The sequence below is a fragment of the Streptomyces sp. NPDC025833 genome, from assembly GCF_055558055.1.
Genome location: NZ_JBVHNF010000036.1, coordinates 1 through 25,696 on the forward strand (window position 1 = coordinate 1; position 25,696 = coordinate 25,696).

Annotated in this window: 28 protein-coding genes and 3 pseudogenes; 17 read left to right on the forward strand and 14 right to left on the reverse strand. The window is 68.6% G+C overall.

Annotated elements, in window-relative coordinates:
* Window positions 1-193 precede the first annotated feature (193 nt).
* The gene (locus tag ACZ4K2_RS35840) at window positions 194-1,558 is read right to left on the reverse strand and encodes a hypothetical protein (RefSeq protein ID WP_467480993.1); all 1,365 of its coding nucleotides are present in this window, start codon (window positions 1,556-1,558) and stop codon (window positions 194-196) included.
* A 168-nt stretch (window positions 1,559-1,726) separates the two neighbouring features.
* Between ACZ4K2_RS35840 and ACZ4K2_RS35845 the strand changes: the two genes are divergently transcribed.
* Window positions 1,727-2,143, forward strand: a complete 417-nt coding sequence (locus ACZ4K2_RS35845; RefSeq protein ID WP_467480996.1) for a hypothetical protein — start codon at window positions 1,727-1,729, stop codon at window positions 2,141-2,143.
* On the forward strand, window positions 2,143-2,376 hold the full coding sequence (locus ACZ4K2_RS35850; RefSeq protein WP_467480999.1) for a hypothetical protein: 234 nt from the start codon (window positions 2,143-2,145) through the stop codon (window positions 2,374-2,376). The genes ACZ4K2_RS35845 and ACZ4K2_RS35850 overlap by 1 nt, the downstream gene beginning before the upstream one ends.
* Window positions 2,377-2,385: 9 nt before the next feature.
* On the opposite strand, the pseudogene ACZ4K2_RS35855 reads toward ACZ4K2_RS35850, so the two are convergent.
* The 3 genes and pseudogenes from ACZ4K2_RS35855 to ACZ4K2_RS35865 all read right to left on the reverse strand — a co-directional run.
* A pseudogene (locus ACZ4K2_RS35855) lies at window positions 2,386-2,643 on the reverse strand (NF041680 family putative transposase); the annotation flags it as partial.
* Between the two features lie 140 nt (window positions 2,644-2,783).
* Window positions 2,784-3,167 carry a fic family toxin-antitoxin system, toxin component gene (locus ACZ4K2_RS35860; protein ID WP_467481001.1) on the reverse strand — a complete coding sequence of 128 codons (384 nt, stop codon included), beginning with the start codon at window positions 3,165-3,167 and terminating at the stop codon, window positions 2,784-2,786.
* Window positions 3,164-3,463 carry a type II toxin -antitoxin system TacA 1-like antitoxin gene (locus tag ACZ4K2_RS35865; protein WP_467481002.1) on the reverse strand — a complete coding sequence of 100 codons (300 nt, stop codon included), beginning with the start codon at window positions 3,461-3,463 and terminating at the stop codon, window positions 3,164-3,166. Before ACZ4K2_RS35865 ends, ACZ4K2_RS35860 begins: the two co-directional genes overlap by 4 nt.
* A gap of 274 nt (window positions 3,464-3,737) precedes the next feature.
* Between ACZ4K2_RS35865 and ACZ4K2_RS35870 the strand changes: the two genes are divergently transcribed.
* A complete protein-coding gene (locus ACZ4K2_RS35870; protein WP_467481004.1) occupies window positions 3,738-3,869 on the forward strand; it encodes a helix-turn-helix domain-containing protein in 132 nt (43 codons plus the stop codon).
* 793 nt (window positions 3,870-4,662) lie between these two features.
* On the opposite strand, the gene ACZ4K2_RS35875 is transcribed toward ACZ4K2_RS35870, so the two are convergent.
* On the reverse strand, window positions 4,663-5,070 hold the full coding sequence (locus ACZ4K2_RS35875) for a hypothetical protein (RefSeq protein WP_467481008.1): 408 nt from the start codon (window positions 5,068-5,070) through the stop codon (window positions 4,663-4,665).
* A gap of 170 nt (window positions 5,071-5,240) precedes the next feature.
* Between ACZ4K2_RS35875 and ACZ4K2_RS35880 the strand changes: the two genes are divergently transcribed.
* Entirely contained in the window at window positions 5,241-5,591 is a 351-nt protein-coding gene (locus ACZ4K2_RS35880) for a hypothetical protein (RefSeq protein WP_467481010.1), read from the forward strand.
* A 369-nt stretch (window positions 5,592-5,960) separates the two neighbouring features.
* Here ACZ4K2_RS35880 and ACZ4K2_RS35885 read toward each other — a convergent pair whose 3' ends face one another.
* From ACZ4K2_RS35885 to ACZ4K2_RS35910, 6 genes and pseudogenes are all read right to left on the reverse strand, one after another.
* The gene (locus ACZ4K2_RS35885; RefSeq protein ID WP_467481012.1) at window positions 5,961-6,392 is read right to left on the reverse strand and encodes a hypothetical protein; all 432 of its coding nucleotides are present in this window, start codon (window positions 6,390-6,392) and stop codon (window positions 5,961-5,963) included.
* Between the two features lie 54 nt (window positions 6,393-6,446).
* Window positions 6,447-6,990 (reverse strand): annotated as a pseudogene (locus ACZ4K2_RS35890) (TniB family NTP-binding protein); the annotation flags it as partial.
* A gap of 50 nt (window positions 6,991-7,040) precedes the next feature.
* On the reverse strand, window positions 7,041-7,319 hold the full coding sequence (locus ACZ4K2_RS35895) for a hypothetical protein (RefSeq protein WP_467481014.1): 279 nt from the start codon (window positions 7,317-7,319) through the stop codon (window positions 7,041-7,043).
* 91 nt (window positions 7,320-7,410) lie between these two features.
* Window positions 7,411-7,938, reverse strand: a complete 528-nt coding sequence (locus ACZ4K2_RS35900) for an IS5 family transposase (RefSeq protein ID WP_467481016.1) — start codon at window positions 7,936-7,938, stop codon at window positions 7,411-7,413.
* A 41-nt stretch (window positions 7,939-7,979) separates the two neighbouring features.
* Complete coding sequence (locus ACZ4K2_RS35905; protein WP_467481018.1) at window positions 7,980-8,744, reverse strand: MerR family transcriptional regulator; 765 nt, start codon at window positions 8,742-8,744, stop codon at window positions 7,980-7,982.
* A gap of 180 nt (window positions 8,745-8,924) precedes the next feature.
* Entirely contained in the window at window positions 8,925-9,536 is a 612-nt protein-coding gene (locus tag ACZ4K2_RS35910) for a TetR/AcrR family transcriptional regulator (RefSeq protein WP_467481019.1), read from the reverse strand.
* A 235-nt stretch (window positions 9,537-9,771) separates the two neighbouring features.
* On the opposite strand from ACZ4K2_RS35910, the gene ACZ4K2_RS35915 reads away from it, so the two are divergent.
* Both ACZ4K2_RS35915 and ACZ4K2_RS35920 read left to right on the forward strand, forming a co-directional pair.
* A complete protein-coding gene (locus ACZ4K2_RS35915; RefSeq protein WP_467770010.1) occupies window positions 9,772-10,194 on the forward strand; it encodes a hypothetical protein in 423 nt (140 codons plus the stop codon).
* Window positions 10,195-10,312: 118 nt separating this feature from the next.
* Window positions 10,313-10,522, forward strand: a complete 210-nt coding sequence (locus ACZ4K2_RS35920; RefSeq protein ID WP_467481078.1) for a hypothetical protein — start codon at window positions 10,313-10,315, stop codon at window positions 10,520-10,522.
* Here the strand turns inward: ACZ4K2_RS35920 and ACZ4K2_RS35925 are convergent.
* Window positions 10,514-11,092, reverse strand: a complete 579-nt coding sequence (locus ACZ4K2_RS35925; RefSeq protein WP_467481074.1) for a TetR/AcrR family transcriptional regulator — start codon at window positions 11,090-11,092, stop codon at window positions 10,514-10,516. The genes ACZ4K2_RS35920 and ACZ4K2_RS35925 overlap by 9 nt on opposite strands.
* Before the next feature lie 81 nt (window positions 11,093-11,173).
* Here ACZ4K2_RS35925 and ACZ4K2_RS35930 point away from each other — a divergent pair, with 81 nt between their 5' ends.
* Together ACZ4K2_RS35930 and ACZ4K2_RS35935 are read left to right on the forward strand one after the other, a co-directional pair.
* Window positions 11,174-11,947, forward strand: coding sequence for an SDR family oxidoreductase (locus ACZ4K2_RS35930; protein WP_467481072.1), 774 nt, complete (start codon window positions 11,174-11,176; stop codon window positions 11,945-11,947).
* A gap of 31 nt (window positions 11,948-11,978) precedes the next feature.
* A complete protein-coding gene (locus ACZ4K2_RS35935) occupies window positions 11,979-12,347 on the forward strand; it encodes a VOC family protein (RefSeq protein ID WP_467481070.1) in 369 nt (122 codons plus the stop codon).
* Between the two features lie 49 nt (window positions 12,348-12,396).
* On the opposite strand, the gene ACZ4K2_RS35940 is transcribed toward ACZ4K2_RS35935, so the two are convergent.
* Window positions 12,397-13,563, reverse strand: coding sequence for an IS30 family transposase (locus ACZ4K2_RS35940; RefSeq protein WP_467481076.1), 1,167 nt, complete (start codon window positions 13,561-13,563; stop codon window positions 12,397-12,399).
* Window positions 13,564-13,702: 139 nt separating this feature from the next.
* Entirely contained in the window at window positions 13,703-14,338 is a 636-nt protein-coding gene (locus tag ACZ4K2_RS35945) for a TetR/AcrR family transcriptional regulator (RefSeq protein ID WP_467481068.1), read from the reverse strand.
* Between the two features lie 146 nt (window positions 14,339-14,484).
* Here ACZ4K2_RS35945 and ACZ4K2_RS35950 point away from each other — a divergent pair, with 146 nt between their 5' ends.
* From ACZ4K2_RS35950 to ACZ4K2_RS35990, 9 genes and pseudogenes are all read left to right on the forward strand, one after another.
* Window positions 14,485-15,243, forward strand: a complete 759-nt coding sequence (locus tag ACZ4K2_RS35950) for an SDR family NAD(P)-dependent oxidoreductase (RefSeq protein WP_467481066.1) — start codon at window positions 14,485-14,487, stop codon at window positions 15,241-15,243.
* A 293-nt stretch (window positions 15,244-15,536) separates the two neighbouring features.
* A complete protein-coding gene (locus ACZ4K2_RS35955; RefSeq protein ID WP_467770011.1) occupies window positions 15,537-16,292 on the forward strand; it encodes a transposase in 756 nt (251 codons plus the stop codon).
* 364 nt (window positions 16,293-16,656) lie between these two features.
* Window positions 16,657-17,304, forward strand: coding sequence for a hypothetical protein (locus ACZ4K2_RS35960; RefSeq protein ID WP_467770012.1), 648 nt, complete (start codon window positions 16,657-16,659; stop codon window positions 17,302-17,304).
* Window positions 17,305-17,422: 118 nt separating this feature from the next.
* Window positions 17,423-19,036, forward strand: coding sequence for an alpha/beta hydrolase (locus ACZ4K2_RS35965; protein WP_467481053.1), 1,614 nt, complete (start codon window positions 17,423-17,425; stop codon window positions 19,034-19,036).
* A gap of 1,082 nt (window positions 19,037-20,118) precedes the next feature.
* Window positions 20,119-20,769 carry a GOLPH3/VPS74 family protein gene (locus ACZ4K2_RS35970; protein WP_467481055.1) on the forward strand — a complete coding sequence of 217 codons (651 nt, stop codon included), beginning with the start codon at window positions 20,119-20,121 and terminating at the stop codon, window positions 20,767-20,769.
* A gap of 70 nt (window positions 20,770-20,839) precedes the next feature.
* Window positions 20,840-21,577, forward strand: coding sequence for a DUF3159 domain-containing protein (locus ACZ4K2_RS35975; protein WP_467481057.1), 738 nt, complete (start codon window positions 20,840-20,842; stop codon window positions 21,575-21,577).
* 35 nt (window positions 21,578-21,612) lie between these two features.
* The gene (locus tag ACZ4K2_RS35980; RefSeq protein WP_467481058.1) at window positions 21,613-22,863 is read left to right on the forward strand and encodes a phthiocerol/phthiodiolone dimycocerosyl transferase family protein; all 1,251 of its coding nucleotides are present in this window, start codon (window positions 21,613-21,615) and stop codon (window positions 22,861-22,863) included.
* 159 nt (window positions 22,864-23,022) lie between these two features.
* The gene (locus ACZ4K2_RS35985) at window positions 23,023-24,465 is read left to right on the forward strand and encodes an FAD-binding oxidoreductase (protein WP_467481060.1); all 1,443 of its coding nucleotides are present in this window, start codon (window positions 23,023-23,025) and stop codon (window positions 24,463-24,465) included.
* A gap of 436 nt (window positions 24,466-24,901) precedes the next feature.
* Window positions 24,902-25,600 (forward strand): annotated as a pseudogene (locus ACZ4K2_RS35990) (DDE-type integrase/transposase/recombinase); the annotation flags it as partial.
* Window positions 25,601-25,696: the final 96 nt, after the last annotated feature.

A 25,696-nucleotide genomic window follows, 5' to 3' on the forward strand; every position in this document is an offset into this window, starting at 1 on the left:
CCGCCCACCGGAGGGGCCGAGCCCCCGAGCACTTCTGCCGCCGCGCCCCGCCCCTGGACCGGCGCCGCGCCACTTCCGCTCCTGGCCGGCTTAAGCCGCACACCGCCCTGAGTGCGCCTGTGGGCGTCGATCACCCCTCGGCCGGTGCATCCGCCGGATGGGGAGATCGGCGCCCACAGCGCCGTACAGCCCGTCAAGCGGCCTTCGCGGCAGCCACCTGCCGCGCGCGTTCCTCCAGCTCTCGCGCGGGGGCGAATCCGCGGTGAGGGGGGAGAGCGCGGAGGAGTGTCCGTAGGTGCTGGTCGCCCCGGGCCGAGGACAGCGTGACGTGACCGTCCAGGAAAGCGTTCCAGGTGGCGCAGGCGGCCCCGATGTGACGCATGCTCATCTGGCGCTCGGCGATGACTCCGAGGCAGTGCAGCCGCCCTTGCCGTTCCATCGGAGCGCGGTGGTCGTTCGAGCGACGCAGGGCGGCGACAGACCCGGCATGGTCGCCCAAGTGCCAGCGCACGTGCCCCTCGTGGAACGCGAGGGCGGCCCGGTCGTAGCCGCCTACCGCGTCACGCCGGTCGTCGGCCCGGGACAGCGCGGCCTCCGCCTCGGCGAGCCGGGCCAGCGCGGTGCGCCGGCCACCCGGCACCATCGCGGCGGCGGCGGCCTGCTGCCCGCGCAGAAATGCCACCAGGCGCGGGCCTGCGGCGGGCGCCGCCTCGGCGGCGGCGTCCGCCAGCTCCAGGCCCCGACGCCCGTGGCCTAGGTGGGTCGCCTGGAGCGACATGCCGCGCAGGGTGCGGCAGTAGGTCACATGGTCCTCGGCCGCGCCCGCCAGTTCGAGGGCGCGTAGGTAGTAGCGCTGGCCGAGGCCGTGTTGATCTTCGTACATCGCCATCCACCCCGTGAGGTAGACGAGATCGGCGACGGCGGCGCGCATCTCGCGCTGTACCCGCTCCGTCCCGTCCGCCCGCAGGTACGGTCCCGCGCTGTTGGCGAGCCATGCGGCGGCCATCGGGCGGGCGTGCCCGGCGCCCACCTGGTCCAGGATGTCCGCCAGACGGTCCGTCATGGTGCGCACGGTCTCGACGTCCGCCGCGCCGATACGCACCGTCCGCCCTGCCCGTACCGACGCCTCCCGCCCCGCCACGTCCTGGTAGCGGGGCACCGCCAGCGCGGCGGCGTACATCCCGGTGCGCAGCACGCCCCGGCGCGACGGGTCCATGTCCGCCCGGCTCAGATCGACCACCCCCGCCACCACATCGCGTCCGCCAGCGGGTGGCACTCCGCCCGCCTCGGTGTCCTCGCCCGTTGCCCAGCCGAGTTCAGCGACGGTGACCGGCCGGCTCGCCAGACGGGACAGCGCCTCGGCGACGGCCGGCCGTGCGTCAGGCTGAGGGACGCTGCCCCCCAGCCAGTGGGACACGCTGCTCTTGTCGTAGTACAGCCGTAGCCCCAGCTCCCGGCCCACGGCGTTCACCTGCCGGGCGAGCTGGGCGTTACCGATCCCCTCAGCCGTCATGATGGCGGCCAGGGCGGCGTTCGGTGTGCGCGGTCGACGTGTCATCGATGGCCCCCAGGGGTGCGTTCAACCAGTTCAACCACTACGTCACTGTCCTCCCTGCCAGGCAGTGACGCACGGGAGTTGGGTGATTACCAGCCGCCCGGGAACCGGATCGGCCGATGCATCGGTCCGGCCCACCACCAGCGGGCCGGACACCCCCAGGGAGAGACCATGACCACACCGTCCGATGCGCCCGAGGAGACGCCCGCGGCCTCCGCCCGCACGCACCCTGACCCCTGCTCCGCCGTGCTCTACGTCTGTGTGGAGCGCGGCACCCACACACCCGCGCTCCCGGCCCGCCTCGCCGAGGACGAGGGACGCGCCTACGCGGCAGCGCGCGGCCTGCGGATCGCCGACGTGGTGCACGACCCGTACGGCGTGCACGACCCCATGCAGCGCGAGGGATGGCGCCGCGTGCGACAACTGGCCGCGCGCGGCGCAGCCGGAACCGTGATCACGCGATGGCCGGCGGCCATCGCACCCGAGGCCGCCACCGACCTCCGGCACCGCGAAATCGAATGGCTACGGGACAACGGCGTACAGGTGCGCTACTCGTGGGCGCCCCTGATCGCACAGGAGACACGCTGATGAGCGCCGGATCCCTGCTGCACGATGCGCACCCCTGGGTCGGGCGCGAGGTGACGGACACCGCAACCGGGCGCCGGGGCATCCTGCGGGCCCTCGCCCCCGACGGCGACGACCCCCGCCCGGTCGCATGGCTACTGCCGATCGGCGGCGGACGCGAGTGGACCACCACGCCCGGCGCCCTCGCTGACCCGGCACCCATCACCCCCACGTCCCACCCGTCGACGGCTCCCTGAGCTTGTCATTTATCCAGTTCGACGTGGTTTCGTACCCACCTTGTGGTGGGCGGGACGGCTGAACGCCTCGCCGGTGGCGAGGACTCTGCCCACGTCATGTCGGGTGGCCGGGCGGCGGTTTTTCGAGCCCAGCGGCCTGCCTGGCCCGGGGCGGGAAGGTTTCGGTGTACCGGCCGGAGAGCCGGTCTTCGCATGCAGGTTCCTGAACCCTCTGCGGACGCGGGCGGGCGTCAGCCTGTTCGGCTCCGTCGGCTTCTCCCACGGCCGGGAGAAAGCGCGACGGTCCGCTTGGCGCCACTCAGCCCCGAACAGTGGCGCCATGTCCAGTCCGACGACGTGATCACCATGGCGGGCTCACCTCACGCCGCGGATGCTCACGAGCCCACGTGGCCCGGCCCCATCCAGGTTCAGGAAGCGCACCACGCACGAAGCTGACGGCCGATCATCCCCACACCCACCGCACCGGACACCGCGTCCCGCACCAGCAAAACGGCCTCCTTCGGCGCATAGTCCAGTCGGCATCCGTTCAGCACCAGGTACGCCTCCGCACTGTGCCAGGCAAACGCTTCATTGGAGTGTTCCAGACACGGCAGCCTCGCCAGCGTCTGCAGCAGCGCCGCAGCCTTCAGGTACAAAGACCCGTAGACCTCGCGCTCCAGGGCCCGGGCATTGACCCGGGCGACGGCCGCATAGAGCGGACCGAAGTCGTCCACCTGCGGATCACCGGGCAGCAACTCGGCAGCATGCAGCAGGAAGGTCACATCAAGCGGGTGCAGCGGTTCGTCAGTCACGCGGCGCGGCCCTGCCCCTGCTGCTCCTCAAGATCACGCCGCGCGTCCAGCTCCGCGGCCCGCTGCTGCGCGCCGGGATCGACCGGGCCGGCCCCTTCAGCGAAGGCGTCGCCACTGCGGGCTACCGACTCCCGGAACGCGTCGAGGAAGCGCTCTTCCACGGCCGTGGCACGGGCGTAGGCAGCCGAGAGGATGTACTCCTGCAGGCTCACACCCTCCTGCCGCGCGGCAGCCTCGATCGCGGCGCGCTGAGCCGGATCGGGAAAACGCAGATTCATTGCTTTGGGTTGCGACATGGTACCGATGGTACCGCCGATACCAAAGCCAAGGCCAGCCCTTCACAACTAGCCAAACCTGCGCGCCTCCCAACCCCGCGTCGCGATCCGGGAAGCCGACGGCATCCATACCGTCGCTCTGGCCCCGGAACCAGTTCGGATCGCGTAGGGGCATCGACACCGGGGCGTCGGCAGCGGGAATGCGCGTGATGCGCCAGCTGGTGCGCGGCGCGGTGAGGTGTGGGCGAGGACGACGACGGGCTGACGGCCGGCGCCGCCACGGACTCACATCCCGGTGGAGGCCTCGATCCGCACTCGCGCGGATGGCTGTGGGCGCCCGTACTGGCTCGTCCACCGCGTGCTCACCGAGGCCGGCACCGCCATGATCACGTGCGGCGGCTCGCACGCCCACCGCCTCGCACACTGACGCATGACGACCGGCGCCAGCTGCAGGTCGGTGGCGGGCCGGCCGGTTCGTGTCCTCGATCCGCCCGCGGCGCTCTACGGTGCAGCGATGAGTACCATGATGCCGTCGGCCGCCGGTCAACGGAGCACACCAGGGCCCCCTTGAAGTTGCCGGTGATCGACGAAGCCCCGGCCGCCGCGCTATACGCGTAAGGCGCTGCCGGCGTGCGGGCGCTGCATCTGCTGCAGGACGCACGCCGGATCCTGGCGGGCGCGGCTGGAACGCCCGACCGTCGGCAAGGCAACAGCGTCCGCCTGATCTGATGGTGTCCCTGCGCCTTGGTATCGGCCTGCGAGCCAGTCCCTCCGGACCGCCTTTGAGTATCTCTGAAGCGAGACAGTCCCTTTCGGCCGTCTTCTGGGGGCTGGGAGGCGAGGAGCCGACAGGGGGTAGGCGGTAGGTATGGATGGCACACGACTTCGACAGGATGATCAGAGCTCACAGGAAACCCGTGCCCGAGGAACGATGCGGATGTGGCGGTGGGCCAGGTGGGCAACGCTGGTTCTCGCGGTCAGTTGGGCGGTGAACTGGGTCGTCAATCTCGTCCAGGGCGAGCAGGGCCGGGATCTATTGTGGCCTCTGGTCAGTGCCGTCATCTGGGCAGCGTTGACCGTGTACGGGTTCAAGACCTACCGCCGGATCAGGGCCACGACTCTGCCGGACATCCCCGGCCGCTCGTCTGCCTGACCACCTGAACCAGCTTCGCCACCGAGTTGGACCTCGCGTCGGCACTCGCGGCAGTCCAGCAAGCCGCTCACGCGCCGGCCTTCCCCCTCCGCCCACCTGAAGCTGCACAGCGACATGCACGGATCCTCTGCGGGATCGGTGGCATGAGAGCCGGTACGTTCCACGTGACCGTCGTGCCGCCCTCGTAAGGAGCACCCTCCGGCCATTCGTACACGGCCTCGGTGGTCGTGCAGCGCATCCGGAGGTCAGGACCCTCCCAGCGGGCACCCCGCCGGGCCTCGGTCGCGGCGTGGGCGGCGTCGGCCAGGCGCTCGAAGGACAGGTCGTAGTCCTCCATGTGGCGCCAGCTGCCCGGCTCCTGCTTCCGCATCAGCTCACGGAACTCCAGCAGTAGCCGCTCCAGGTCGTGCCGCCCGACCCGCAGGGTGTCGGTCGCGTCGTCGTACGCGTCATCGGGGGTGATCTTGACGGGCATCGCACTGCTCCTTGTCCACGCATGTTGATGGGCCGAGTGTGCCGCGAACGTGCGGCCCGAGAGGCCGTATCCGCCCGGGCGGCCACACGTATCCGCTCGCAGTCGCCACCTGTTGCCGGAGTGCGGGTAGCGTGCCGGGGACTGGCCTGGGCCCGGGGTGGGGAGTGGTGATGCGGTTTGCACGGTTCGATGAGCGCGGCTCGCTGACGATGATCGAGTTGGGGGCGCTGCGGTCGTTGAACGCGGCGTTGCTGACCGCGCGGTACGAGTTGCAGTCGGCGAGCGCTGTCTGGGACCGGCTCCACTGCGGCGGTGACGTGGCCGACATGCACGAGACGAACACGCCGTCCCCGTTCTACGGGCAGGCCGTCCAGGAGATCGCGAGCGGCGCGGCCGCGTACGAGCGGCATATGGCGCTGACCGCCTGGCGGTACACGGCCGCGGCGGTCGTCCTGGGCATCACCGTCCTGCAGCGCGTTGTGGAGGCGAAGCCGCCCCTGGCGGCCGCGACCGTGGAGTAACCCTCCGCCAGCCTGAACAGCGGCTCAACGACGGCGTGGTACACCGGGTCCGTGTGGGGCGAGCAGTGCTCGGTCAGCAGATAGCCGGCGGCTTCGTCCTTGGCCCGGGAGTGGGGCCTGCGCCGACGGGGTGCCCTTTCGTGCGCCGGCCGAACCTCCTTGGGCTTCGCGTTTCAGAGGGCGGTACGTGAATTAATTTCCGTTTCGCGGTTTCGGGAGGGGCAGCGCACTGGCAGCGGCGTCGCCGGGCGGCTATGGCCGCGCGGCCGGGTGATCAACCTTCCGACCGGCGTTGAACGCGGCGTCGATGACCTTGCGAAGTGGCCACTGGCTGTTCGTATCACTCCGTGCACGTCCGCAGTGCATGCTTCACCACAGGAACTTGAGCGCGGTGGCCATGAGGAGGAACAAGAACCCCCACAGAATGATCGGGCCGGATGCCCCCTGGAACCTCACAACCCCGAAGAACTCCATCTCGATCTTGTCGAACCGAGCCTCCAGGAGGACCACCAGGACAAAGGCGAGTAGCGCGATCGATGGGAGGCCGACTAGGGCGGCGAAGTGCCCCTCAAGAATCTCCATGATCCATGGACTCTGGTTCCACAGGGCTTTGAGGATGGGGACAAGAACTGCGATCGCCACGATCGCCGCAACTGTCACACACAACACAAAAATTGTGTTGCGGCGTCGAGCGGCATGTTTCTCCAACGCGGCTGAACTCATGCCGGGGCCATTGGGCGACGTGGAGACATGGTTCTGCTGCGGCACTTCGTCTTGTCGTGCTAAAGGTGTCTGCGGCATACAGCGATAGTGAAGCGTCCTCAGCTGATCGTCTAGGGCACATCAACTACTGATGAGCCAGTCGGCGGCCTCCGCGCCGCTGGAGGAGCGCGGGTTGAGCCGGTGGATCTCGTCGATCAGCACGAGTGCGACGCCGGCCGTGGTGTAGGTGTGGCAGACGGCGGTCGTGATCTGGGCGGTGGTCATGCGGGTGGTGACGGGGATGCCGAGGTAGCGGGCGAACTCGGCGGCCAGGGTCTTGGCGGTGGCGCCGGGCGGTACCAGCACGTAGGCGACGGGCACGCTGGTGTCGCCCGGGTGGGCGCGGCGGGTGTGGGCGAGGTGGCAGGTGCGGCCGACCTGGAGCAGCGCGGTGGTCTTGCCGGTGGTGGCCGGGCCGGTGACGCAGCGACGGCCGGGCGGTGGCCTGCTGGTGGCGGCCCAGGATCATCAGAGTGCGGACCTGGCGTGCCAGGGATTCGATGGCCGGGGTGCGCACGGTGACGAACTGCGAGTGGTAGGCCAGGCGTTCCTCCGCCGAGCGGGGTGCCTGGCCCGGCTGCGGCGGCGTGGGGGGTGTGGCGCGGGCGAAGCGGGCGAAGCCGTCGAACGTCGTCACCGTGCCCGCGGCCGCCTCCCCGTCGTTCGGGGGCGAAGGAGGGGCAGGGCTCACCACAGTTCGGCCTCCTGGTCGGCGTCGTACAGCGTCAGCGCGCCGCTTCCCGGCAGCGTGAGTGCGCCGGACGCATCGGCGCCGACGTCGTGCCGGTCTTCGGCGGGGGATCGGGCGTCCAGCGCATCCAGGCTGTCCTCCGCCTCCGTTGCGGCCTGGGCCGCAGTACGGTGACACACCCGCCGCCAGCGCGGCAGATACCGCACCGCCCGCACCGCCTGCCCGGTGCGCCACGCGGTGCACAGCCGGCAGGCGAACGCCGCCTCTCCCGCCACAGCGCCTGCGCCAGGCCGGCCTCCCGGCCGGTGCTGATCTTGGGATCATCCACGGTAGAAGCGGGCAGGGCCCGGGCTAGGCAGTTTGTGGTCAGTCCGCCGCGGGAGCGGCCGATGGCGTGGTCGCCGGGTTCGCCGGCCGGGGCCCCTTTTTACGGGCCCCGGCCGCGTGCTGGTGGGCCCGCACGATCGTGGAGTCCACCGAGACGGCCCATTTGAGGTCCTCGTCCGCGTCGGCCTGGGCCACCAGGGCGGTGAAAACCCGCTCCCACGTACCGTCGACTGCCCACATCCGCAGTCGGTTGTAGACGCCTCGCCAATTGCCGTACTTCTCCGGCAGGTGGACCCACTGCGTGCCGGTCTGGAACTTGTAGGCGATCGCGTCGATCACCTCACGATGGTCACGCCAGCGGCCACCCCACTTCGGTGTCCGGTCCGGGAGTAACGGCTCGATCCGCGCCCACTGCGCGTCAGTCAACGGCACACCCAGGCCAACGACCGACTGATCCAAACGACTGCCTAGCCCACAGAAACGAGGCACCTGCGGCAGTGAACCGCACGGATTACGGTTCGCTGGTGTCCAAGCAGGAGCGGTCGTGGCAACGACTCCGTCGTCCACTCGTCACACCATCAGGTGCACACTGCGATCCGCCCACAGAGTCACGAAGCGGCGCTCTGAGAGCGGTCACCGTGGGCATCCATGTCGGACAGGAGCCTGTCGAGCCGCTTCATGACGTCCACCTGGGCTGGATTGTAGAGATCGCTGATGGCTTTGCCGATGGTGCGGGCGGTGTGCTGTCGGCCGCGCGGGGCGTCTGAAGCGAGATCGCTGAGCCCGGGATGGCGGACCCGGAGGCCTCGAACGTATGGCACGAGACGCTCGGCGAGACTCTGGCGGGTCACCTCGTCGGCATCGGCCGGAAGCTCGTTGAGTTCCAGTGCCACCGGCTGCGGTTCCTGATGGAGCAAGTCGGCATAGGCGTCCATCCCACTGGGGCCGAGGACCGTACCGAGGACGGTGACGAAAGAGCGGTCCGGGGCAGGAAGCTCGGCGGTCTTGTCCACGGTGACGAAGCGGAGGGGAAGATCGCTCGCAGCGCGTCCGCGCAGGAGGGCGCCCACCTCCGCGCGGGCGTGTTGCAGGCGTTCGATGGTGGCGGCCAGCTCCGTGTCGAGAGCCCGCAGATCACGCGGATCGGGGCCCGAATCCGGGTCGTCGTCCATGCCCGCAATCTGGGACAGGGAGAAGCCCAGAGCGGTGAGGCGCTTTATCCGGAGGAGCCGGACGAGGTGGCTGACGCCGTACTGCTTGTATCCGTTGGAGCGACGTTCCGGCTCTTCAAGCAATCCGATGTCGTGGTAATGCCGTACGGCCCTGAGACTGACGCCGGCCAGCTCCGCCATCTCCCGAGTGCTCCACGCCATGATCGGAATCTCCTTCGCTGTCTGGTGCCGTGTCTTTGCGTTTCTTTGCGGTCGCCGTCGAGGATTCGAGTCCGGCAACTGCCCGGCGGGCGGATAGCCGCCGACCATGCCGGTCTGTCCACGCCGGTGCCCGTCGCACCGTGGTCTCGCGCCCCGGCGCGAAGGGGTGGCTGGTCCGGTTCACGGCCGAGGTGGTCCGGCGGATGGTGCGGAGCCGGTGGAGAGGACGTGGTCGACGGCGGCGTTGAGGGTCTCGGTCTCGGCGATGAGGACGGATTCGCGGGTGGGCAGGGCGCGTTCGACCGAGAGTCCGTTGAGGACGGTGAGAAGGAACCTGACGTTGCGGGTGTGGTCTCCCGGGGGCAGTGCGCCTTCCTCGGCGAGCACGGTCAGCCAGTGTTCGACCCGGCGCTCCGCCTCCCGCTCGTGGGCGAGGTAGGCGGTGCGTACCGGTTCGGTCGGCTCGGGCTCGATGAAGTTCCGATACGTCGCGCCCCATGCGGTCCGCGCGTCCTCGTTGGTGCCGAGGGGTGCGAGAACCTGCCGCAGGCAGTTCAGCAGCCGCTCGCGGGGTGCCAGGGTCTGTTCCCGGATCGGGTCGCCGGGCAGCAGGTGTTCGTAGATCCGCTTGAGCAAGCTGTCCTGCAGCGCGCGCTGGGTGGGGAAGTGGAACCTCAGCGAGCCGATGCTCACCCCCGCGCGCGCGGCGACCGCGCGCACGCTCAGCTTCGCCGCTACGTCCTCGGTGATCATCTCCGCAGCGGCCTGGAGGATCTTCTCGCGTGTTTCCATGTCCCGCTCTCCTTTCACTTCCCAGCTTTCTCCACTCTACTAGCACGCCGTACTAGTGGCTGTGCGGCCGATGCAGGCGTACAGGCGGGCGAGCCCGTCGGCACCGGGAGCTGTAGCCAGAACAGGGAGCGCAAGGGGAGCTGCCACCAGCGGAATCGCTGCAGTTCCCTGCCGTCTCCCGGCTTCAGGCGCTTCGATGCCGCCCGCTGTTTCCACGCCATGCTCCGCCCTTCCTGTGTCGAAGTTGCCCGCGGTCTTCCCGGTCGACGGGGGCGTCATCGAGGTGGCGATGAGCAGCTACGGCATCAAGCGCTGCCACTACCGCCCCTTGGACGGACAACCCTCTCAGCTCACGCCCGACCCTGCCTCAGCGGAGGGACGGAGGGCGCGCTTCGGTGCTCGTCACCCGGGACTGAGCGGGGCGATCACCGTCGGATCGGTGCTGCTGCTTGTCATCGGTGTGGGCCTGAACCTGTTGCAGCTCGCAGAACCCGTCTCCGAGATCCCTCCCGTCGCGCAGCGGGTCGGAGCGTTCGATTCCCCGATACACCTGCCGATCTGGCTGAACCTCGCACTGGGGGGCGGGGCCGTTCTGGCGAGCATGGAGCGCGCACTCCGCCTGCGGTACTCCTCCCTGCTCGACGCGGCCGGTCACTGACTCATCGAAGCGAGAAAGGCGCGACCACACCCGCCCTCCTCGGCCGGCCTCTCGCGCGACCGGCACGGCCGGGCTACAGGGAATGGCACATGTAGGACGAGACGAAAGGAAGATAATCATGATCCAGTTGAGGCCACGGACCACCGCCGATCATGGGGCGGTATTCGCCGCGGACCTCTACTACTTCACTGCCAGTGTCCCGACCGCCGGGGCCCTGCGCCCGCTGCGCGATCCTGACCCGCCGGAGCTGCACGAGGACGACGACGGGAGCGGTCAGGAGTGCAGGCAGGGCCTGGCCCGTGGCGCGCGCCCCCTCGACTCAGGGTGACTGCGGGGCGCCGTGTCGCAGGCCGTCGAAGAGGAGGGCGGTGATCTGCCGGGCCTCGACCAACCAGCCCTCCGTGGCGCGCATTCCGCAGATGCCACCCAGGGCACGCAACAGAGTTGGCCCTGTGACGTCGCCGCGGACGGTGCCGGCCGCGCTGCCTGCTTCGAGCAGTAGGGAGAGGGCGCCGGCCATACGCGTACGGGCGTCGTCGAAGACCGGTGAGTCCGTCGCCATGATGCTTTCCAGGACACCGGACATCCCCTTGCCCACCGCCGCGTGATCCACGAGCAGCAGCAGGAAGCGCCGCAGCGCCTCCTCCGGGGCGTGCTGGTCCAGCAGGACGCCGGGCGTGGCGCACAGGTCGTCGACCTCTTTGCGGTAGACCTCCTCGATCAGCGCGTCGCGGGTTTCGAAGTGGCGGTAGAGCGTTCCGACGGCGACGCCGGCGCTGCGGGCGATGTCCTCGACGTGCGCGTCGGCGTCGCCGCCGAGGAACGCCTGGCGGGCCGCGGACAGCAAGGCCTCGCGGTTGCGTCGCGCGTCGGCACGCAGCGGGCGTGATTGCGGCAAGAGAACCTCCATAAGGTGAGTCCGGTTCCGTTTACGTGTACCTTTTCCGGAGTCAGGTTCATCTTACGGAGGAGAGACCCCATGCCCATCACGGACAACAGCCTCGACGGCCTTCGGGTACTGGTCACCGGCGGCAGCCGGGGCTTGGGCGCGGCGACCGTGCGCCGCTTCGTCGCCGCGGGCGCGACCGTGCTGACGGCCTCCCGCAGCCAGCCCGAGGAGGACAGCGGTGCCACATTCCTCGCGGCTGACCTCTCGACGCAGCAGGGAGTGGCCGAACTCGGCCGTCGCGTCGTCGAGCAGGTGGGCGGTGTGGACGTGCTCGTGAACAACGCGGGCGCGGCGAGCGCCCCGGCGCCGACCCTGAGCCGGTCGGACGAATCCTGGCAGGCGGACCTGGAGATGAACCTCCTCAGCGCCGTGCGTCTGGACCGGGCCCTGGTGCCGGGAATGGTCGAGCAGGGCTCCGGCGTCGTCGTGCACGTCTCCTCGATCGCCAGCCAGCTGCCTCAGCGCACCGAGGCGTCCTACGCCGCCGCTAAGGCCGCGCTCAACACCTACAGCCGTGAACTGGCCACCGAGGTCGGTGAGCACGGCGTGCGCGTGGTCTGTGTCCTTCCCGGCTTCGTCGTCACCGACGGCGCCACCGCCCACCTGAAGCACATGGCCGAGAAGCAGGGCATGACCACCGAAGAGGTCACCCGGCAGATCGTGGACCACCTGAACGTTCCCATGGGCCGCCCCGGCGATCCCGAGGATGTCGCCGAGATGATCGCCTTTCTCGCCTCTGGCCGCGCGAAATGGCTCACCGGAGCGCAGTTCCGCGTCGACGGCGGCATCATCCCGACCGTCTGAGCAACCACCGACAGCACGAACAGGACACCCCATGCCCATCACCCTGGCCTCCGTGATCATCGACGCCGCCGACATCGAGAAGGAAAGCTCCTTCTGGCACCGGCTGCTCGGCGGCTCCCTCACCCCCACGCCGACGCACCACTTCGTCCAGGCTCCCGGCCTCCCGGTGATCGTGGTCCAGTCCGCTCCCGGGCACACCGCCCCGAACTGGCCGGACGGCACCTCCCAGCAGATGCACCTCGACTTCGGCGTCGACGACCTCGCAACCGCCGACCGCACGGCCACCGACGCCGGCGCCGCCCGACTGGGCCCCATCGACGAGATCACCCCGGAATCCCGCACCGGTAGCCGGGTCTACGCCAGCCCGGCCGGACACCCTTTCTGCCTGCGCTCAACCTGAGCCGGCCGGCCGTCCACCGGGCCGCGCCTGTCGTCAAACGATGGCGAGCTCAAGCGGTCAGCGCATCAATGCTGTTCAGGAGGTCAGCGTAGACCTCGGCCGGAGTGCGGTAGCCGTGGGTCTTGCGCGGACGGTGGTTGAGTTCGTGAGCGATGGCGTCCAGGTCGGCCTGGCTGAACGTGCGGAGGTCGGCGCCCTTGGGGAGGTACTGCCGAAGCAGCCGGTTGGTGTTCTCGTTGGTGCCGCGCTGCCACGGGCTCCGCGGCTTGCAGAGGTAGATCGGCATCCTGGTCTCGGTGGTGATGGCCTGGTGCTCGGCGATCTCCCGGCCGCGGTCCCAGGTGAGCGTCCGCCGCAGGCGGGGCGGGATGCTGAGGAGGCTCCTGGTGAGGTGCGGGGTGACCTGTTCGGTCTTGATGCCGTCCGGCAGCTCGACGATGGTCGTGTAGCGGCTGGTTCGCTCGACGAGCGTGGCGACCGCCGAGGGCCTGCTGCCCATGACGAGGTCGCCCTCCCAATGACCGGGGACCTTCCGGTCCTCGACCTCGGCTGGGCGGGCGGTGATGGGCACCATGCCGCGGATGATGCCCCGCCCGGTAGGGCGACGGGCGATCTTCGGGCGGCGCATGGGCCGGGCTGACCGCAGGCGCTGAGTGAGGCTGCGGTCGATTGCCTGGCGGCGACGGGGGTCGTAGAGCGAGAGGTAGATCGCTTCGTGCGAGATCTGCATGGCGGTGTCACCAGGGAACTGGCGTCGCAGCCATCCTGCAATCTGATCGGGAGACCAGCACAGAGCCAGCTTCGCCTCCACCAAGGCGCGCAGAGCCGGTCGTTGGGCGAGCTTGGCCTGCTTGGGCCGGCGCCCGCGCGCATAGGCGGCCTCATCGGCGGATGCGGCACGGTAGCGGTCCCGGCCTCCGTTGCGGGCGATCTCGCGGGAGACGGTCGAAGGCGATCGGCTGAGTCGCCTGGCCAACTGCCGGCCAGATTCACCGGCGGCGATGCCGCGGGATATCTCTTCGCGCTCGCTGCTGCTCAGATGCCGCTCTGATCGCTGCTGGGGGGTGAGGCGGACGCCGCCGCTCTGGTGCAGGAACCGACGGACGTTCTGCATCGGTGCCCCGAGCGCCCGCCCGATCAAGCTGAACGACTGCCCCTCGCGCCAGCGTCTCCAGATCTCATCCTGCTGAGCTGGCGAAAACCCGTAGTCACGCACCTGTGCCTCCACGATCACATGATCATCCGTGGGTGGTGCGTTGATCACTTGAGGGTGCCATCGTTTGACGACAGGGATCGCGGGTGAAGGCGCCGCGGTCTTAGGCATTGCGCGGCAGTGTGGAAATTCCGGCTTCGGGTCAGGCCGACGGGTCGGGGGTGTATCTGGCGAGCATGGTCTGGACGGCCTCTTCGACGGCGCTGTGGATGTCGGAGGCTGCGGGGTTCCAGCCGGTCAGCAGCATGCGGGGCCACAGGACGTAGTTAGCGATCATGCCGAGGAACTGGTTCGCGGCGCTTTCAGCGTCGGGCACATCAGCGTTGCCCGCCTCATGCTCGGATTGCAAGTAGTGCTGGACGGAGGCGAAGTAGGGCAGTTTGCCGAGCTGGAACTGCATCCGTCCCAGCTCGGGGAAACGAGGCAGTTCGGCGATGACGATCCGGAACAGGCCTGTCATGCGGGGCTGGCCGATCAGGTCGGCGTAGCGGTGGCCGATGGCTGTCAGCCCGGAGCGCAGATCTCCCGCCTGTGGCCGCGCGGCGGTATCGCCGGCGTCGCGCTGCCAGGACTCGGTGACGATGGCCTCGAAGAGGGCCGCCTTGGTGGGGAACTGCTTGAACAGGGTGGACTTCGAGACCCCGGCCGCTTCGGCGATCCGTGCGAGGGAGGTGCCGTCGTAGCCACGGTCCAAGAACAGTTCTGTGGCCGCGGAGGTGATCGCCTCGCGTTTCTGCTGGGCGAGCCTGCGGTGATGCGCGGTGAGTTCTGCTGCCATGCGGAGAGTATGCCGCAGCCCCGAGGCGAGTCACTTGACTCGCCTCGGGGGCCCGCTTACGGTGCAGCAGTAAGGCGAGTCGAGTGACTCGCATCTGAGGTGTGGCACCTGGGCGCATCCTGGTTGTCGCACGGTGGAGGAAGCTCATGACAGTCGACAAGATCGCTTTGGTGACCGGTGCGAATCGCGGCCTCGGGCGCAGCGCGGCCATCGCCCTGGCCACACGCGGAGTGCGGGTCGTGGTCACCCACCGCGGTGATGCGGCCGGGGCTGAGAAGACGGTGGAACAGGTGCAGGCCGTGGGTGGGACGGCCGCTGCTCTCCGGCTCGACATCAGCGACGTCCCCTCCTTCGCGTCCTTCACCTCCGAACTGGGCGTGCAGCTGGAGCGCTGGGGTACTTCGCGGCTCGACATCCTGGTCAACAACGCGGGACTGGGAGTCTTCGGGTCGCTGGAGACCGTCACGATCGACGACTTCGACACGGTGATGGGTACCAACGTCCGGGGCACGTTCTTCCTCATCCAGTCGCTCATGCCGCTGCTGGCCCAGGGCGGCCAGGTCATCAACATCTCGACGTCACTGACCCGTCACACCAGCCCCGCCACCTCGGTCTACTCCGCCTCGAAGGCCGCCATCGAAGCTCTGAGCCGCACCCTCGCCGCAGAACTCGGACCTCGCGGCATCCGGGTCAACTCCATCGCCCCGGGGCCGACCGCCACCGACTTCAACGGCGGAGCGATGCGGGACGACGCCGGAATGCGCCAGGTTCTGGCCGGACAGACCGCGCTCGGCCGCGTCGGCGAACCTGAGGAGATCGGCGACGCCATCGCCACGCTGGCCTCCGAGGGACTGCGCTGGGTCACCGCCCAGCGCATCGAGGTCTCCGGCGGCGCCCTCCTGTGACGCCGGGCGACGGCCGGTAGGGAAGCAGGTAGCGGGCCTTAACGAGCTCGCGCATGGTTGGCGGTAGCGCGTCGATGACTGTGGATCCACAGTTGCGTTCATTTTCGCGTACCACTGGCCTGCTGGTGGGAGAGCAGTCCGGCGACGGCCTGGATGGTATCGGTCATGTGCTCTCGGCGGCCGTAGTGCCGTGCGAGGGGTCGCCAGTTCTTCAGGTGGCTGATGCCGTGCTCGACCCGGATGCGGCGTGGCCACGGAAGCGGGCTGTGGGCGGCAGGCCGAAACACCGCCTGGTGTTCATCGACCGCTTGCTGGCCACCCTCGTCCACCTTCGGCACGGCGTCACCCACGACGTACTGGCCTGCTGGTTCGGCGTGGACCGCTCGACCATCACACGAGCTGTCAACGAGGTGCGGCCACTGCTCGCCGGACGAGGCTGCACCGTCAGCCCCGACGTGCGGATGCGCAGCCTGGCCGAGGTCGTCGACCACCTCGGCTCGAGCGGGACGACCGGCCCCATCGACGGCACCGAGATTCGTGTCCGGCGACCCGCGGCAGGGCGCAAGGACCGGGACAGGTTCATCTCCGGCAAGAGCAAGCAGAACGCCGTCAAGTCCATGGTGGTCACGGACGGCGAAGGCCGCGTGCTGTGGTGCAGCCCGGCTCGTCCCGCGAGCTGCGCGGACATCACCCACGCCCGCCAGTTGGGGCTGGTCAGGCTCCTGGCCGACGCGCCCGCGCTCGAGATGCTCGCCGACGCCGGCTACCAGGGCCTGGGCGCGCAGACCGGTGGCCGGGTGGTGACGCCCCCGCATCGCAAGTTCAAGAAGAACGCTCCGGAGTGGTACGAGGAGATGCATGAGCGGCAGCGCAAGGCGCATTCCTCACGACGCATCCGGGTCGAGCACGGCATCGCCCACCTGAAGAACTGGCGGGCACTCGCCCGTCACCTCGGCCGCCGCGAGCACATGAGCGACATCGTCCAGGCCGTCGCTGGTCTGCTGTCCCATCAGCAGACCGCGGACCTGATCGCGGCACGGCAGATGTGAGCCTCAAGCCCCGCTGCGGTCCACGACGTCTCATCGCCTACCGTGCACGAGCTCGTAAGGGCTGTCCCGTAACTGCTGCTTGCCACCGGCGCTGCGCCTTCCTCGGCGAGCACGGTCAGCCAGTGTTCGACCCGGCGCTCCGCCTCCCGCTCGTGGGCGAGGTAGGCGGTGCGTACCGGTTCGGTCGGCTCGGGCTCGATGAAGTTCCGATACGTCGCGCCCCATGCGGTCCGCGCGTCCTCTCCTTTCACTTCTCCCAGCTTTCCTCACTCTACTGACACGCCGTACTAGTACGGCGTGCTAGCGTCTTTCTAACACGCTGTACTAGTGGTTGTGCGACCGATGCACACAGGAAGGGCGGAGCATGGCGTGGAAACAGCGGGCGGCATCGAAGCGCCTGAAGCCGGGAGACGGCAGGGAACTGCAGCGATTCCGCTGGTGGCAGCTCCCCTTGCGCTCCCTGTTCTGGCTACAGCTCCCCGGTGCCGACGGGCGCGCCCGCCTGTACGCCGTCGACGTACGGCACTGGGCGCGATTCGACAACAGCAGGATCCGTGCACACCTGTTCACGGACGGCAGGCACGTGGCCGAGTCGAAGTTGCCCGCGGTCTTCCCGGTCGACGGGGGCGTCATCGAGGTGGCGATGAGCAGCTACGGCATCAAGCGCTGCCACTACCGCCCCTTGGACGGACAACCCTCTCAGCTCACGCCCGACCCTGCCTCAGCGGAGGGACGGAGGGCGCGCTTCGGTGCTCGTCACCCGGGACTGAGCGGGGCGATCACCGTCGGATCGGTGCTGCTGCTTGTCATCGGTGTGGGCCTGAACCTGTTGCAGCTCGCAGAACCCGTCTCCGAGATCCCTCCCGTCGCGCAGCGGGTCGGAGCGTTCGATTCCCCGATACACCTGCCGATCTGGCTGAACCTCGCACTGGGAGGCGGGGCCGTTCTGGCGAGCATGGAGCGCGCACTCCGCCTGCGGTACTCCTCCCTGCTCGACGCGGCCGGTCACTGACTCATCGAAGCGAGAAAGGCGCGACCACACCCGCCCTCCTCGGCCGGCCTCTCGCGCGACCGGCACGGCCGGGCTACAGGGAATGGCACATGTAGGACGAGACGAAAGGAAGATCATCATGATCCAGTTGAGGCCACGGACCACCGCCAAGTACGGGGCTGCGTTCGCCGCAGCCCTCATGGTCCTGACGGGGTGCTCGTCCGGCGTCTCGGGGCTGCGCAGCACGTCCGCAACGGGCGCGTCGGCCCCGGCCCCCTCCCCTGACCCGCTCACGTGGAGCGCGTGCGGGAAGAACCTGGAATGCGCCACGATCAAGGTGCCGCAGGAATACACCGACCCCGAGGGCGCACAGATCCCGCTCGCGGTCATGCGGCACCGGGCCACCGATCCCGACCAGCGCATCGGCAGTCTCATCTTCAACCCGGGCGGACCCGGGGTCGCCGCCACCGAGACACTGCGTAATCTGCCCAAGACAGCCGACACTCCAGGCGCTTTCTCGCCCGCTGTGCTCGCCAGATTCGACGTCATCGCGATGGACCCGCGCGGCGTCGGCCAATCGCAGGCAGTTCGCTGCCTGACCGACCAGCAGCGAGCCGACGCCGCCGGCACCTCCTTCGACCCGGCGATCCCCGGGGGCAAGCCTCTGCCGCGACTGCTGGCCGATGCCGCCGCGTTCACCGACGGCTGCGCCAAGCACCAGAGCAAGAAGTTCCTGGCCAGCCTTTCCACCGACAACGTGGCTCGCGACATCGACCAAGTCCGCGCCGCGCTCGGCGAGAAAAAGATCACGTACTACGGCTTGTCCTACGGCACCGTGGTTGGCCCGATGTACGCCACCCTCTTCCCTCACCGAGTCCACCAGATGGTGCTCGACGCGCCCGTCGACACCAACCAGTGGTTCGGCAACTCCCTCCCCTTCCAGAACGACGTCGCTGTGGCAAGCGAACGAACCCTCAACGCCTGGTTCAAGACCTGTCGCGCCGAAGGGGCCGCAGTATGCCCGTTCGGGGCAGGTGACCCAGAGGCGGCGTTCGACACACTCATCGACACGTTGGAAGCAAAGCCGCTGAAGACCGCACCCGCCCAGGGGGGCGCCACCCCGGGCGGCGAGCTCGACGGTGCCATGGCCCTGGAGACCACCCGAGCCCTGGCCGGCGACCAGAACACCTGGCCCTTGCTGACGTCGGCGCTGCTGGCCGCACAGAAGGGCAACGGCGCCCCCCTCTACACCCTGTGGAGCAGCGTCACGGTATCCCCCTTCCCCGTCCCCACCGCGATGTTCGAAACCCACACTGCGGTACGCTGCGCCGACTGGAAGACCCCGTCCGGCATCGCCGCGCACAAGGCCGCAGCCACAAAGGCCACTACTGAGGCGAAGCGGATCGGGACCCGGGCCGCCTACTCCGCTCTCAACTGCGCCCGGTGGCCCGCGCCGAACAAGGACCGCGTCACCAAGCCGCTCACAGGCGCCGGTGCGCCACCGGCACTGGTGGTCGCAGGCCGACTGGACCCCGTCACCCCCCATCACTGGGCCGAGAACATGACCCGGACTCTGAACGCCGCGGTCCTGCTCACACGTGAAGGAGTCGGACACGGCTCCTACGGCATCAACTCATGTGTCAACAGAGCAGTTGACGCCGCACTCCTCCACGGCACCCACCCCGCCGACGGCACCGTGTGCAAGACGGACACGCCCGCAACCACCCGACCCCTTGTCCCTGCGAAGCGTTGAGTCACAGCCAGCCGTCACCCGCCCACGCATACGCACGGCATGACCTCGGAACAGCGGAAGGACTTACGCACGGGCTGACTGATGTTCAAGGCCACAGCTAAGGGCTGGCCCGCATTTCCCGCCGGGTGCCCGACGATAGCCAAGGCACCTCGTCACGTTGTCGGAGCGTCCCCATACATCCAGTATGTGGACGCTCCTTCGCTTTGCGATACGCCGCGTCTGGACGCCACGCGCTTGATCCACCGAGAATTGCGGGATAGTCCTCACGCAACCCACTTCAGGGCCCCGCCCGTGCGTGATTCTGCTCCGGCTTGGTGAACTGACGCACCGCAAAAGCGGACAGAGAATAGGTCCTGCGTTCTCAACCGAGGCGGTCTCGGCGATGTAATCCGCGATTGCTGACGGCGCAGGTCAAACAAAGCAGAAGGAAAACCCGTGCCTTGCCCTCGTCGCCACCCCGCTCACAGCACACCACCTGACCAGCTCAAGGGGAGACCGCCCCGTCATCGGCGACTCCGATTGCACCAGCGGTCTCTCCCACTGCTGCTACCGCACGTCCAGCACACCTTTCGCCGACGTCGACTCCAGTCTCCGCAACACCGCGATCGCCCGGCCCACCCCGGTTTGGGGGACAGTCTCAGCGGCACGGCCAGGGCCCGCCGGGAGCCCGGCACGAGAACGGTCATAGCTGCGGGTCCGGTGCATCCCGCACGTCCTGTCGGGACGCCCCCAGGCGCGAGGCGGACGCCGCTTACGCCTCTGTCACTACGGTGGACTCGGCGCGCATCATGCAATAGATCCCGAAATGTCCATTCTCCAGATCGTGCAGAACTATGCCGTAACGTCACCAGTTTCACGGCTCGAACCGGAGGTAGGAGAACCACTGAAAAGCAAATCAGGGGCGAGGGCGTAGCGGTTACTCCCTGATGGATGGGCGAACGCCCGATTCGTTCCACCTGGCCCTTGACAGGGATTAGAGGAAGAGAGGGCGCGACCGATGAGCCTCTCCCCTGCGCACATTTCACTCTCTTATTGGCGATAGAAACTCTTGCCCACTTCGGCTAGCACAAAGGGGAGTTCTGATGCCCACGACTCTCGCTCAGAAGCTGTACCTGCTCTGCTACACCGTCAAGAAGGAAAAGTTCCAGCTCGACAACACTCAGGGGCGCGGCCAGCTGCTGCGGGCCGGGGCGATGACTGAGCTGGCCCGTAACGGTCTGCTGGCCGCGACCGGGGGAAAGGTTCGGCGGCTCTCCGGCAATCCGCCTGAGGATCCGTTCACGGCATCGGTCTGGTACGACCTGCCCGAGGACAAACCCAAGGGCTGGCTGAAGTTCCTGCACAACAAGGCGCACACAGCCGAAACCCCGGTCCGCGACCAGTTGCTCGCCTCCGGGGATGTCGCCATCGAACGGCAGAAGAAGCTGGGGGTCGTGTCCACCAACAGGGTCACCGTGGTGCACCCGGACCTGGTGCACGCCCTGCAGGACCGGGTGCGCGCGATCGTGCTCGACGGCGCTCCCGCCGATGACCTGACGGACGAGCTGGCCATGGCCGTGCTGGCGGTCGAGCTGGAGCTCACCTCGGTGTGGAGCAAAGAGGACCGCCGCACCCACAAGTCCGCCCTGAAGGCGCAAGCGGCGCGCTTCGACGCGTTCGTACCCGGACTGCGCAAGGCACTGCGCGACTCCTATCTCGCGAGCCGGGCCGTGGGAGGCGGCTGGAGCGCCTGAACCGCACCACGACCGCAACGAGGAATTCCCGAGAGACGCTGCAACCGCAGCCCGTGACCAGGAGTGATCGATGACCCAACTCGAAGGCGAGCACGCCCTCTCCCCAACTCACGACCGGGGCAACACAAGCGCGCCGCCCCCCGCCCCGGGTTCGCCCATTCTCGGGTCCATGGGCGGCATGGCGGTATTCGTCTACTCGACCGTCCCGGTCGTGGTGTTCGTGATCGCACTCGCCTTGCTGTCGACGAAGGCAGCCGTGATCGCGGCGGTAGCGACCGGTGCGGCGCTCACCGTGGCCCGGCTGGTGCGCGGGGAACGTCTTCTCGCCGCCTCGGGCAGCCTGACCGGCGTTCTGGTCGCGGCAGGCATCGTCGCGCTCACCGGCTCCCCCAAGGACTTCTTCCTGCTGGGCATCTGGGTGGCCTTCGCAGGATTCGTCGCCACCTTCGGTTCGGTCCTCCTTCGCCGCCCCCTGACCGGTGTGGCGTGGAACCTCCTGCACGGTGGCGCGCACGCCTGGCGCGCGGACCGTCAGGTTCTGCGGGCACACGACATGGCCACGCTCGCAGCGGCGAGCGTCCTCGGCGCCCGGTTCGTAGTGAAGCAATGGCTCTACGTGCATGACGCCACCGGCTGGCTCGCCTTCGCGAAGATCGCCATGGGCACCCCCCTCACCGTGGTCGCCGCGCTGGTCGTCGCCTGGGCCTTCCGTGCAACGTCCAAACGTCTGTTGGACGGCCGGCCGGTCCCGCCCATCGCTCAGCAAGAGGCCGAACTCCCCTCCCCCCGTCACGATGCGTCCAGGTAGCGAGCAGCCACATCACTTCAGCGAGGAAGGGCCTCATGTCGATCAGCCACACACAAACAGAGACGGTGAGGGAACTCGGAGCCTTCGAGCGGACCATCGATCTCTACATGCACCGAAACCCTGTCCAGTTCTCCCTGGTCGCCGAAATCGACCGTAAGGTCTGTGAGCAGACGCTGGCACGGGCGCTGAAGAAGGTGCAGGCACAGCACCCGCTGCTCCGCGTCTCGGTCGACCGCAGAGCCCCTCAGGCCCGGTACCGCTGGGCAGAGGGCCCGATCAGGATCGAAACAGCCACCGAGGGAACGCCCTGGCAGGCGGTCGTCGCTGGTGAGCAGACGCGCCCCATCGCGCCGGAGCCCGGCCCGCTCATGCGGACCATCCTTATTCCCGCGGAGACCGGCAGCGTCATCGTGCTGACCTTCGCTCACCAGATCACCGACGGCACCGGCGGCATGCGGGTGGTGGCGGATCTCGTCGCCGCCCTCGACGGCGACGAGGAGGGCGGCCGGCCGACCCCGGGGCGGGATGTGCCGCCCTCCCAGGAGGCCCTCCTGCAGGCTCTCGAGGCGGCGACGCCTCCCGTAGGGCCGCCCCAGGACGAGCTGATGAACGCGCCCGGCGAGCTGACCCCGTTCTCGGGACGGGCACCGCACGTCTCCGCCTTGGCCCTGCAACGCGATCTGACCGCAGGACTGGTGACACGCTGCCGCGCGGAGGGCGTATCCGTGCACGCCGCCCTGTGCGCTGCCGCCAGCACGGTCTTCCACCGCGCGGGCCGCACCCGGGTGACGGTGCTGAGCCCGATCGACCTACGCCGTGCCGCAGGCCTTCCCGACGCCGTCGCCAACCGGTTCGCCGGAGCGCGGACGGTCAGTGAGGCATCCGAGGCCGAAGATTTCTGGAAACTGGCCCAGCATCATCACCAAGCCCTGGAAGCCCAGCGGACACCCGGGGTGCTCAGGGACGGTTCGCAGGCGCTGGCCCAGCAGCCGCCGACCAACCCCGAAGAGGCCGAAGCGATGATAACCGCTGTCACCGCCGCCGACATCCAGATCACCAATCTCGGGGTGGTCGAGGCGCCTGCACACGGCCGCGCCCGCCTCACCGCTCTGTGGGGGCCGGCGCAGACCACCCAACTGACCGGTGAACACGTTTTGGGTGTCGCCACCTGCGGGGGACGCCTACGAATGACGGAGCTGACCCACGACCCCATGGCCGTCCTGCTGCCCGACATGGTCACCGTCCTCGCCCAGCAGTGCACCGAACCCGGCGCGCCCTCCTCCTGATGCGTGCAGGGCACCGAGCACCGTCCCCGACACACCGCAGCTCCGGAATGCCCGGAACGCCCTCGCCGAACCGGCAGAGCGCTACCCAACCGACCCGGCCACCGCTTCCACACCGCTCCCTCGACAGCCGCACCCGATGAGTGACACACAGGAGTGACTATGCAGTCCCCTAACGACTCCGATGCCCACGAAACAGTCAGCTCCGCCTTCCTGGCCGAGCTGAAGTGCCACATTCCTGCAGGCCGTGTGCTTACCAGCGGACCGGAGTACACGCGAGCCGTTGCATTGTTCAACGCAGCGGTCGATGTCCGCCCTTCCGTCGTCGTGCGGTGCGCGAGCACCCCTGACGTACAGGCGGGAGTACGCGCTTCTCGCAACCATGGAGTGCCACTCTCCGTGCGTGGCGGGGGTCACGACTTCTGGGGCCGGGCGTTCCGTCCCGGTGGGCTGGTTCTCGATCTGACCGAAATGAGGGACGTGCAGGTCGACGTCGACCACCGTTACGCGACGGTGGGTGGCGGGGCCCTCTCGTCCGACGTCGTCTCGCCCGCCGAGCGGGCGGGTCTGACCGCCGTCACCGGAACGGCGGGTTCCGTCGGCATGGTCGGCCTCACGCTCGGCGGCGGATACGGTCCCCTCCTGGGCCAATTCGGGCTCGCAGCCGACAACCTGCTCGGCGCCGAGGTCGTCCTGGCCGACGGCTCACGGGTGAACACCGACGCCGAACATCACCCGGACCTCTTCTGGGCGTTGCGCGGCGGCGGCGGCAACTTCGGCGTCGTGACCTCGGCACGGATACGTCTGCACCCCGTACCGACCGTGGTCTCGGGAACCATCCTGTACCCGATCGACCACAGCGCAGGCATTCTGGCCGACCTCGGCGGGATCCTTCAGGACAGTCCCGACGAGCTGACGGTAGACGTGGGGTTCCTTCCCGGCCCGGACGGCAAGCCGACGGTGTACGTCGCGCCGACCTGGTCAGGGAACCTCGAGGTGGGCAACGCCGAGAACGGACCGGTGCGTGCGCTGGCCAAGCTCAGTACACCCTTGCTCGCCAACATCGGACCGGCCGCCCGTTCCACGACGCTGGCCGCGACGGACGCCATGTTCCCACCCGGACGCATGGGCGCGATCCGCACACGGACCATCCAGAGCGTCACAGGCTCCATCGCGACCGTCCTGGACAGAGCCGCCCAGGAGTTCACCTCACCGTTCTCCGCGATCGTGTGGCACCAGTTCCACGGTGCAGCCACCCGCCCACCACTCGGTTCCACGGCTTTCGGCCGACGCGAACCTCACCTCATGGTCGAGCTGATCTCCATGTGGGAGAACGGCGAGAACAAGAAACACACAGGCAGTGGCGACGACAAGGCCTCGCACCTGCGCTGGCTGGAAAAAACTCACGCAGCCCTGCAACCGTTTTCCCTGCCGGGCGGCTACGTGAACTTCCTGGGGCCGGAAACTCCCGACCAGACAGCGAACTCCTACGGGCCGAACACCGAACGCCTGCTCGCCGTGAAGTCCGCAGTCGATCCGGACTCGGTCTTCTCCGCCACACCGCTCCCTACATCCACCGCCGACGCAGGGTCCCCGCGCGTGTGAGTTGAAGGAGAGATCGCCGACCTGGTCAACGGCAGCGACTCCTCACCCCTGCCTCCTGCTGATCAACGCTGGAGCCTGCCGGCGCCTCACACCGGGCCTCGGCACGCGCACAGCGGCCGCATGCCCTTCGAGGGCTGCGCGCGGCGCACGGCCGGAGCACGACAGCCGCCGCGAGCAGAGCAGTTGCGTCGGAAAGGGCGCGTCGCTCGAGCAAGCGGGTAAGCCGTGTCCTGTGGGACAGCTTGTCTGTCGTGCCCGCCCGGAAAGTCGTGTCGCCAGGCACGTACACGCGGGCACCCCGGTGAGGGCGGACCTCTTTCATAGGGGTCCGCTCTCGGCGACGGTCGAACCCTGACCCTCTGACGGCGTATCAAAAGTGACCCACTTGGTGATCTTCGTCTGACTCTGACCTTGGTGATCAAGGTCAGGAGGAAGGGTGATCCTCGTGGAGGACTGGGCAGAGATCCGGCGGCTGCATCGAGCAGAGCAGATGCCGATCCGGGCGATCGCTCGACATCTGGGCATCTCGAAGAACACGGTCAAGCGGGCACTGGCCAGCGACCGGCCGCCGAAGTACGAGCGGCCGGTGAAGGGCTCGGTGGTGGACGCGGTCGAGGTGCAGATCCGTGAGCTGCTGCGGGAGACGCCGACGATGCCTGCGACGGTGATCGCCGAGCGGATCGGCTGGGAGAGGGGAATGACGGTCCTCAAGGACCGGGTCCGTGAGCTTCGGCCCGCATACATCCCGGTCGACCCGGTCTCCCGGACGACCTATCGGGCCGGTGAGCTGGCCCAGTGCGACCTGTGGTTCCCGGACGCACAGATCCCGGTGGGCTATGGGCAGACCGGGCGGCCGCCGGTGCTGGTGATGGTGTCGGGATATTCGCGGGTGATCGCCGCGCGGATGCTGCCCTCGCGAAGGACGGGAGACCTGATCGACGGTCACTGGCGGCTGCTGTCGCAGTGGGAGGCCGTCCCCAAGAAGCTGGTCTGGGACAACGAGGCCGGCATCGGGCGCGGGCGGCCCACCAGCGAGTTCGCCGCCTTCGCGGGCCTGCTCGCCACCAAGATCTACCTTTGCCGGCCGCGGGATCCGGAAGCGAAAGGACTGGTGGAGCGAGCCAACGGTTATCTGGTAACGCTCAGGGGTGGGTTTGTTGGTGTGTCGGGTCGTTGCTGGCCTGGGGTGTTGTGGGTTTGTTGAGAAGTCGCGTGAGTGGTTAAGGCGGGG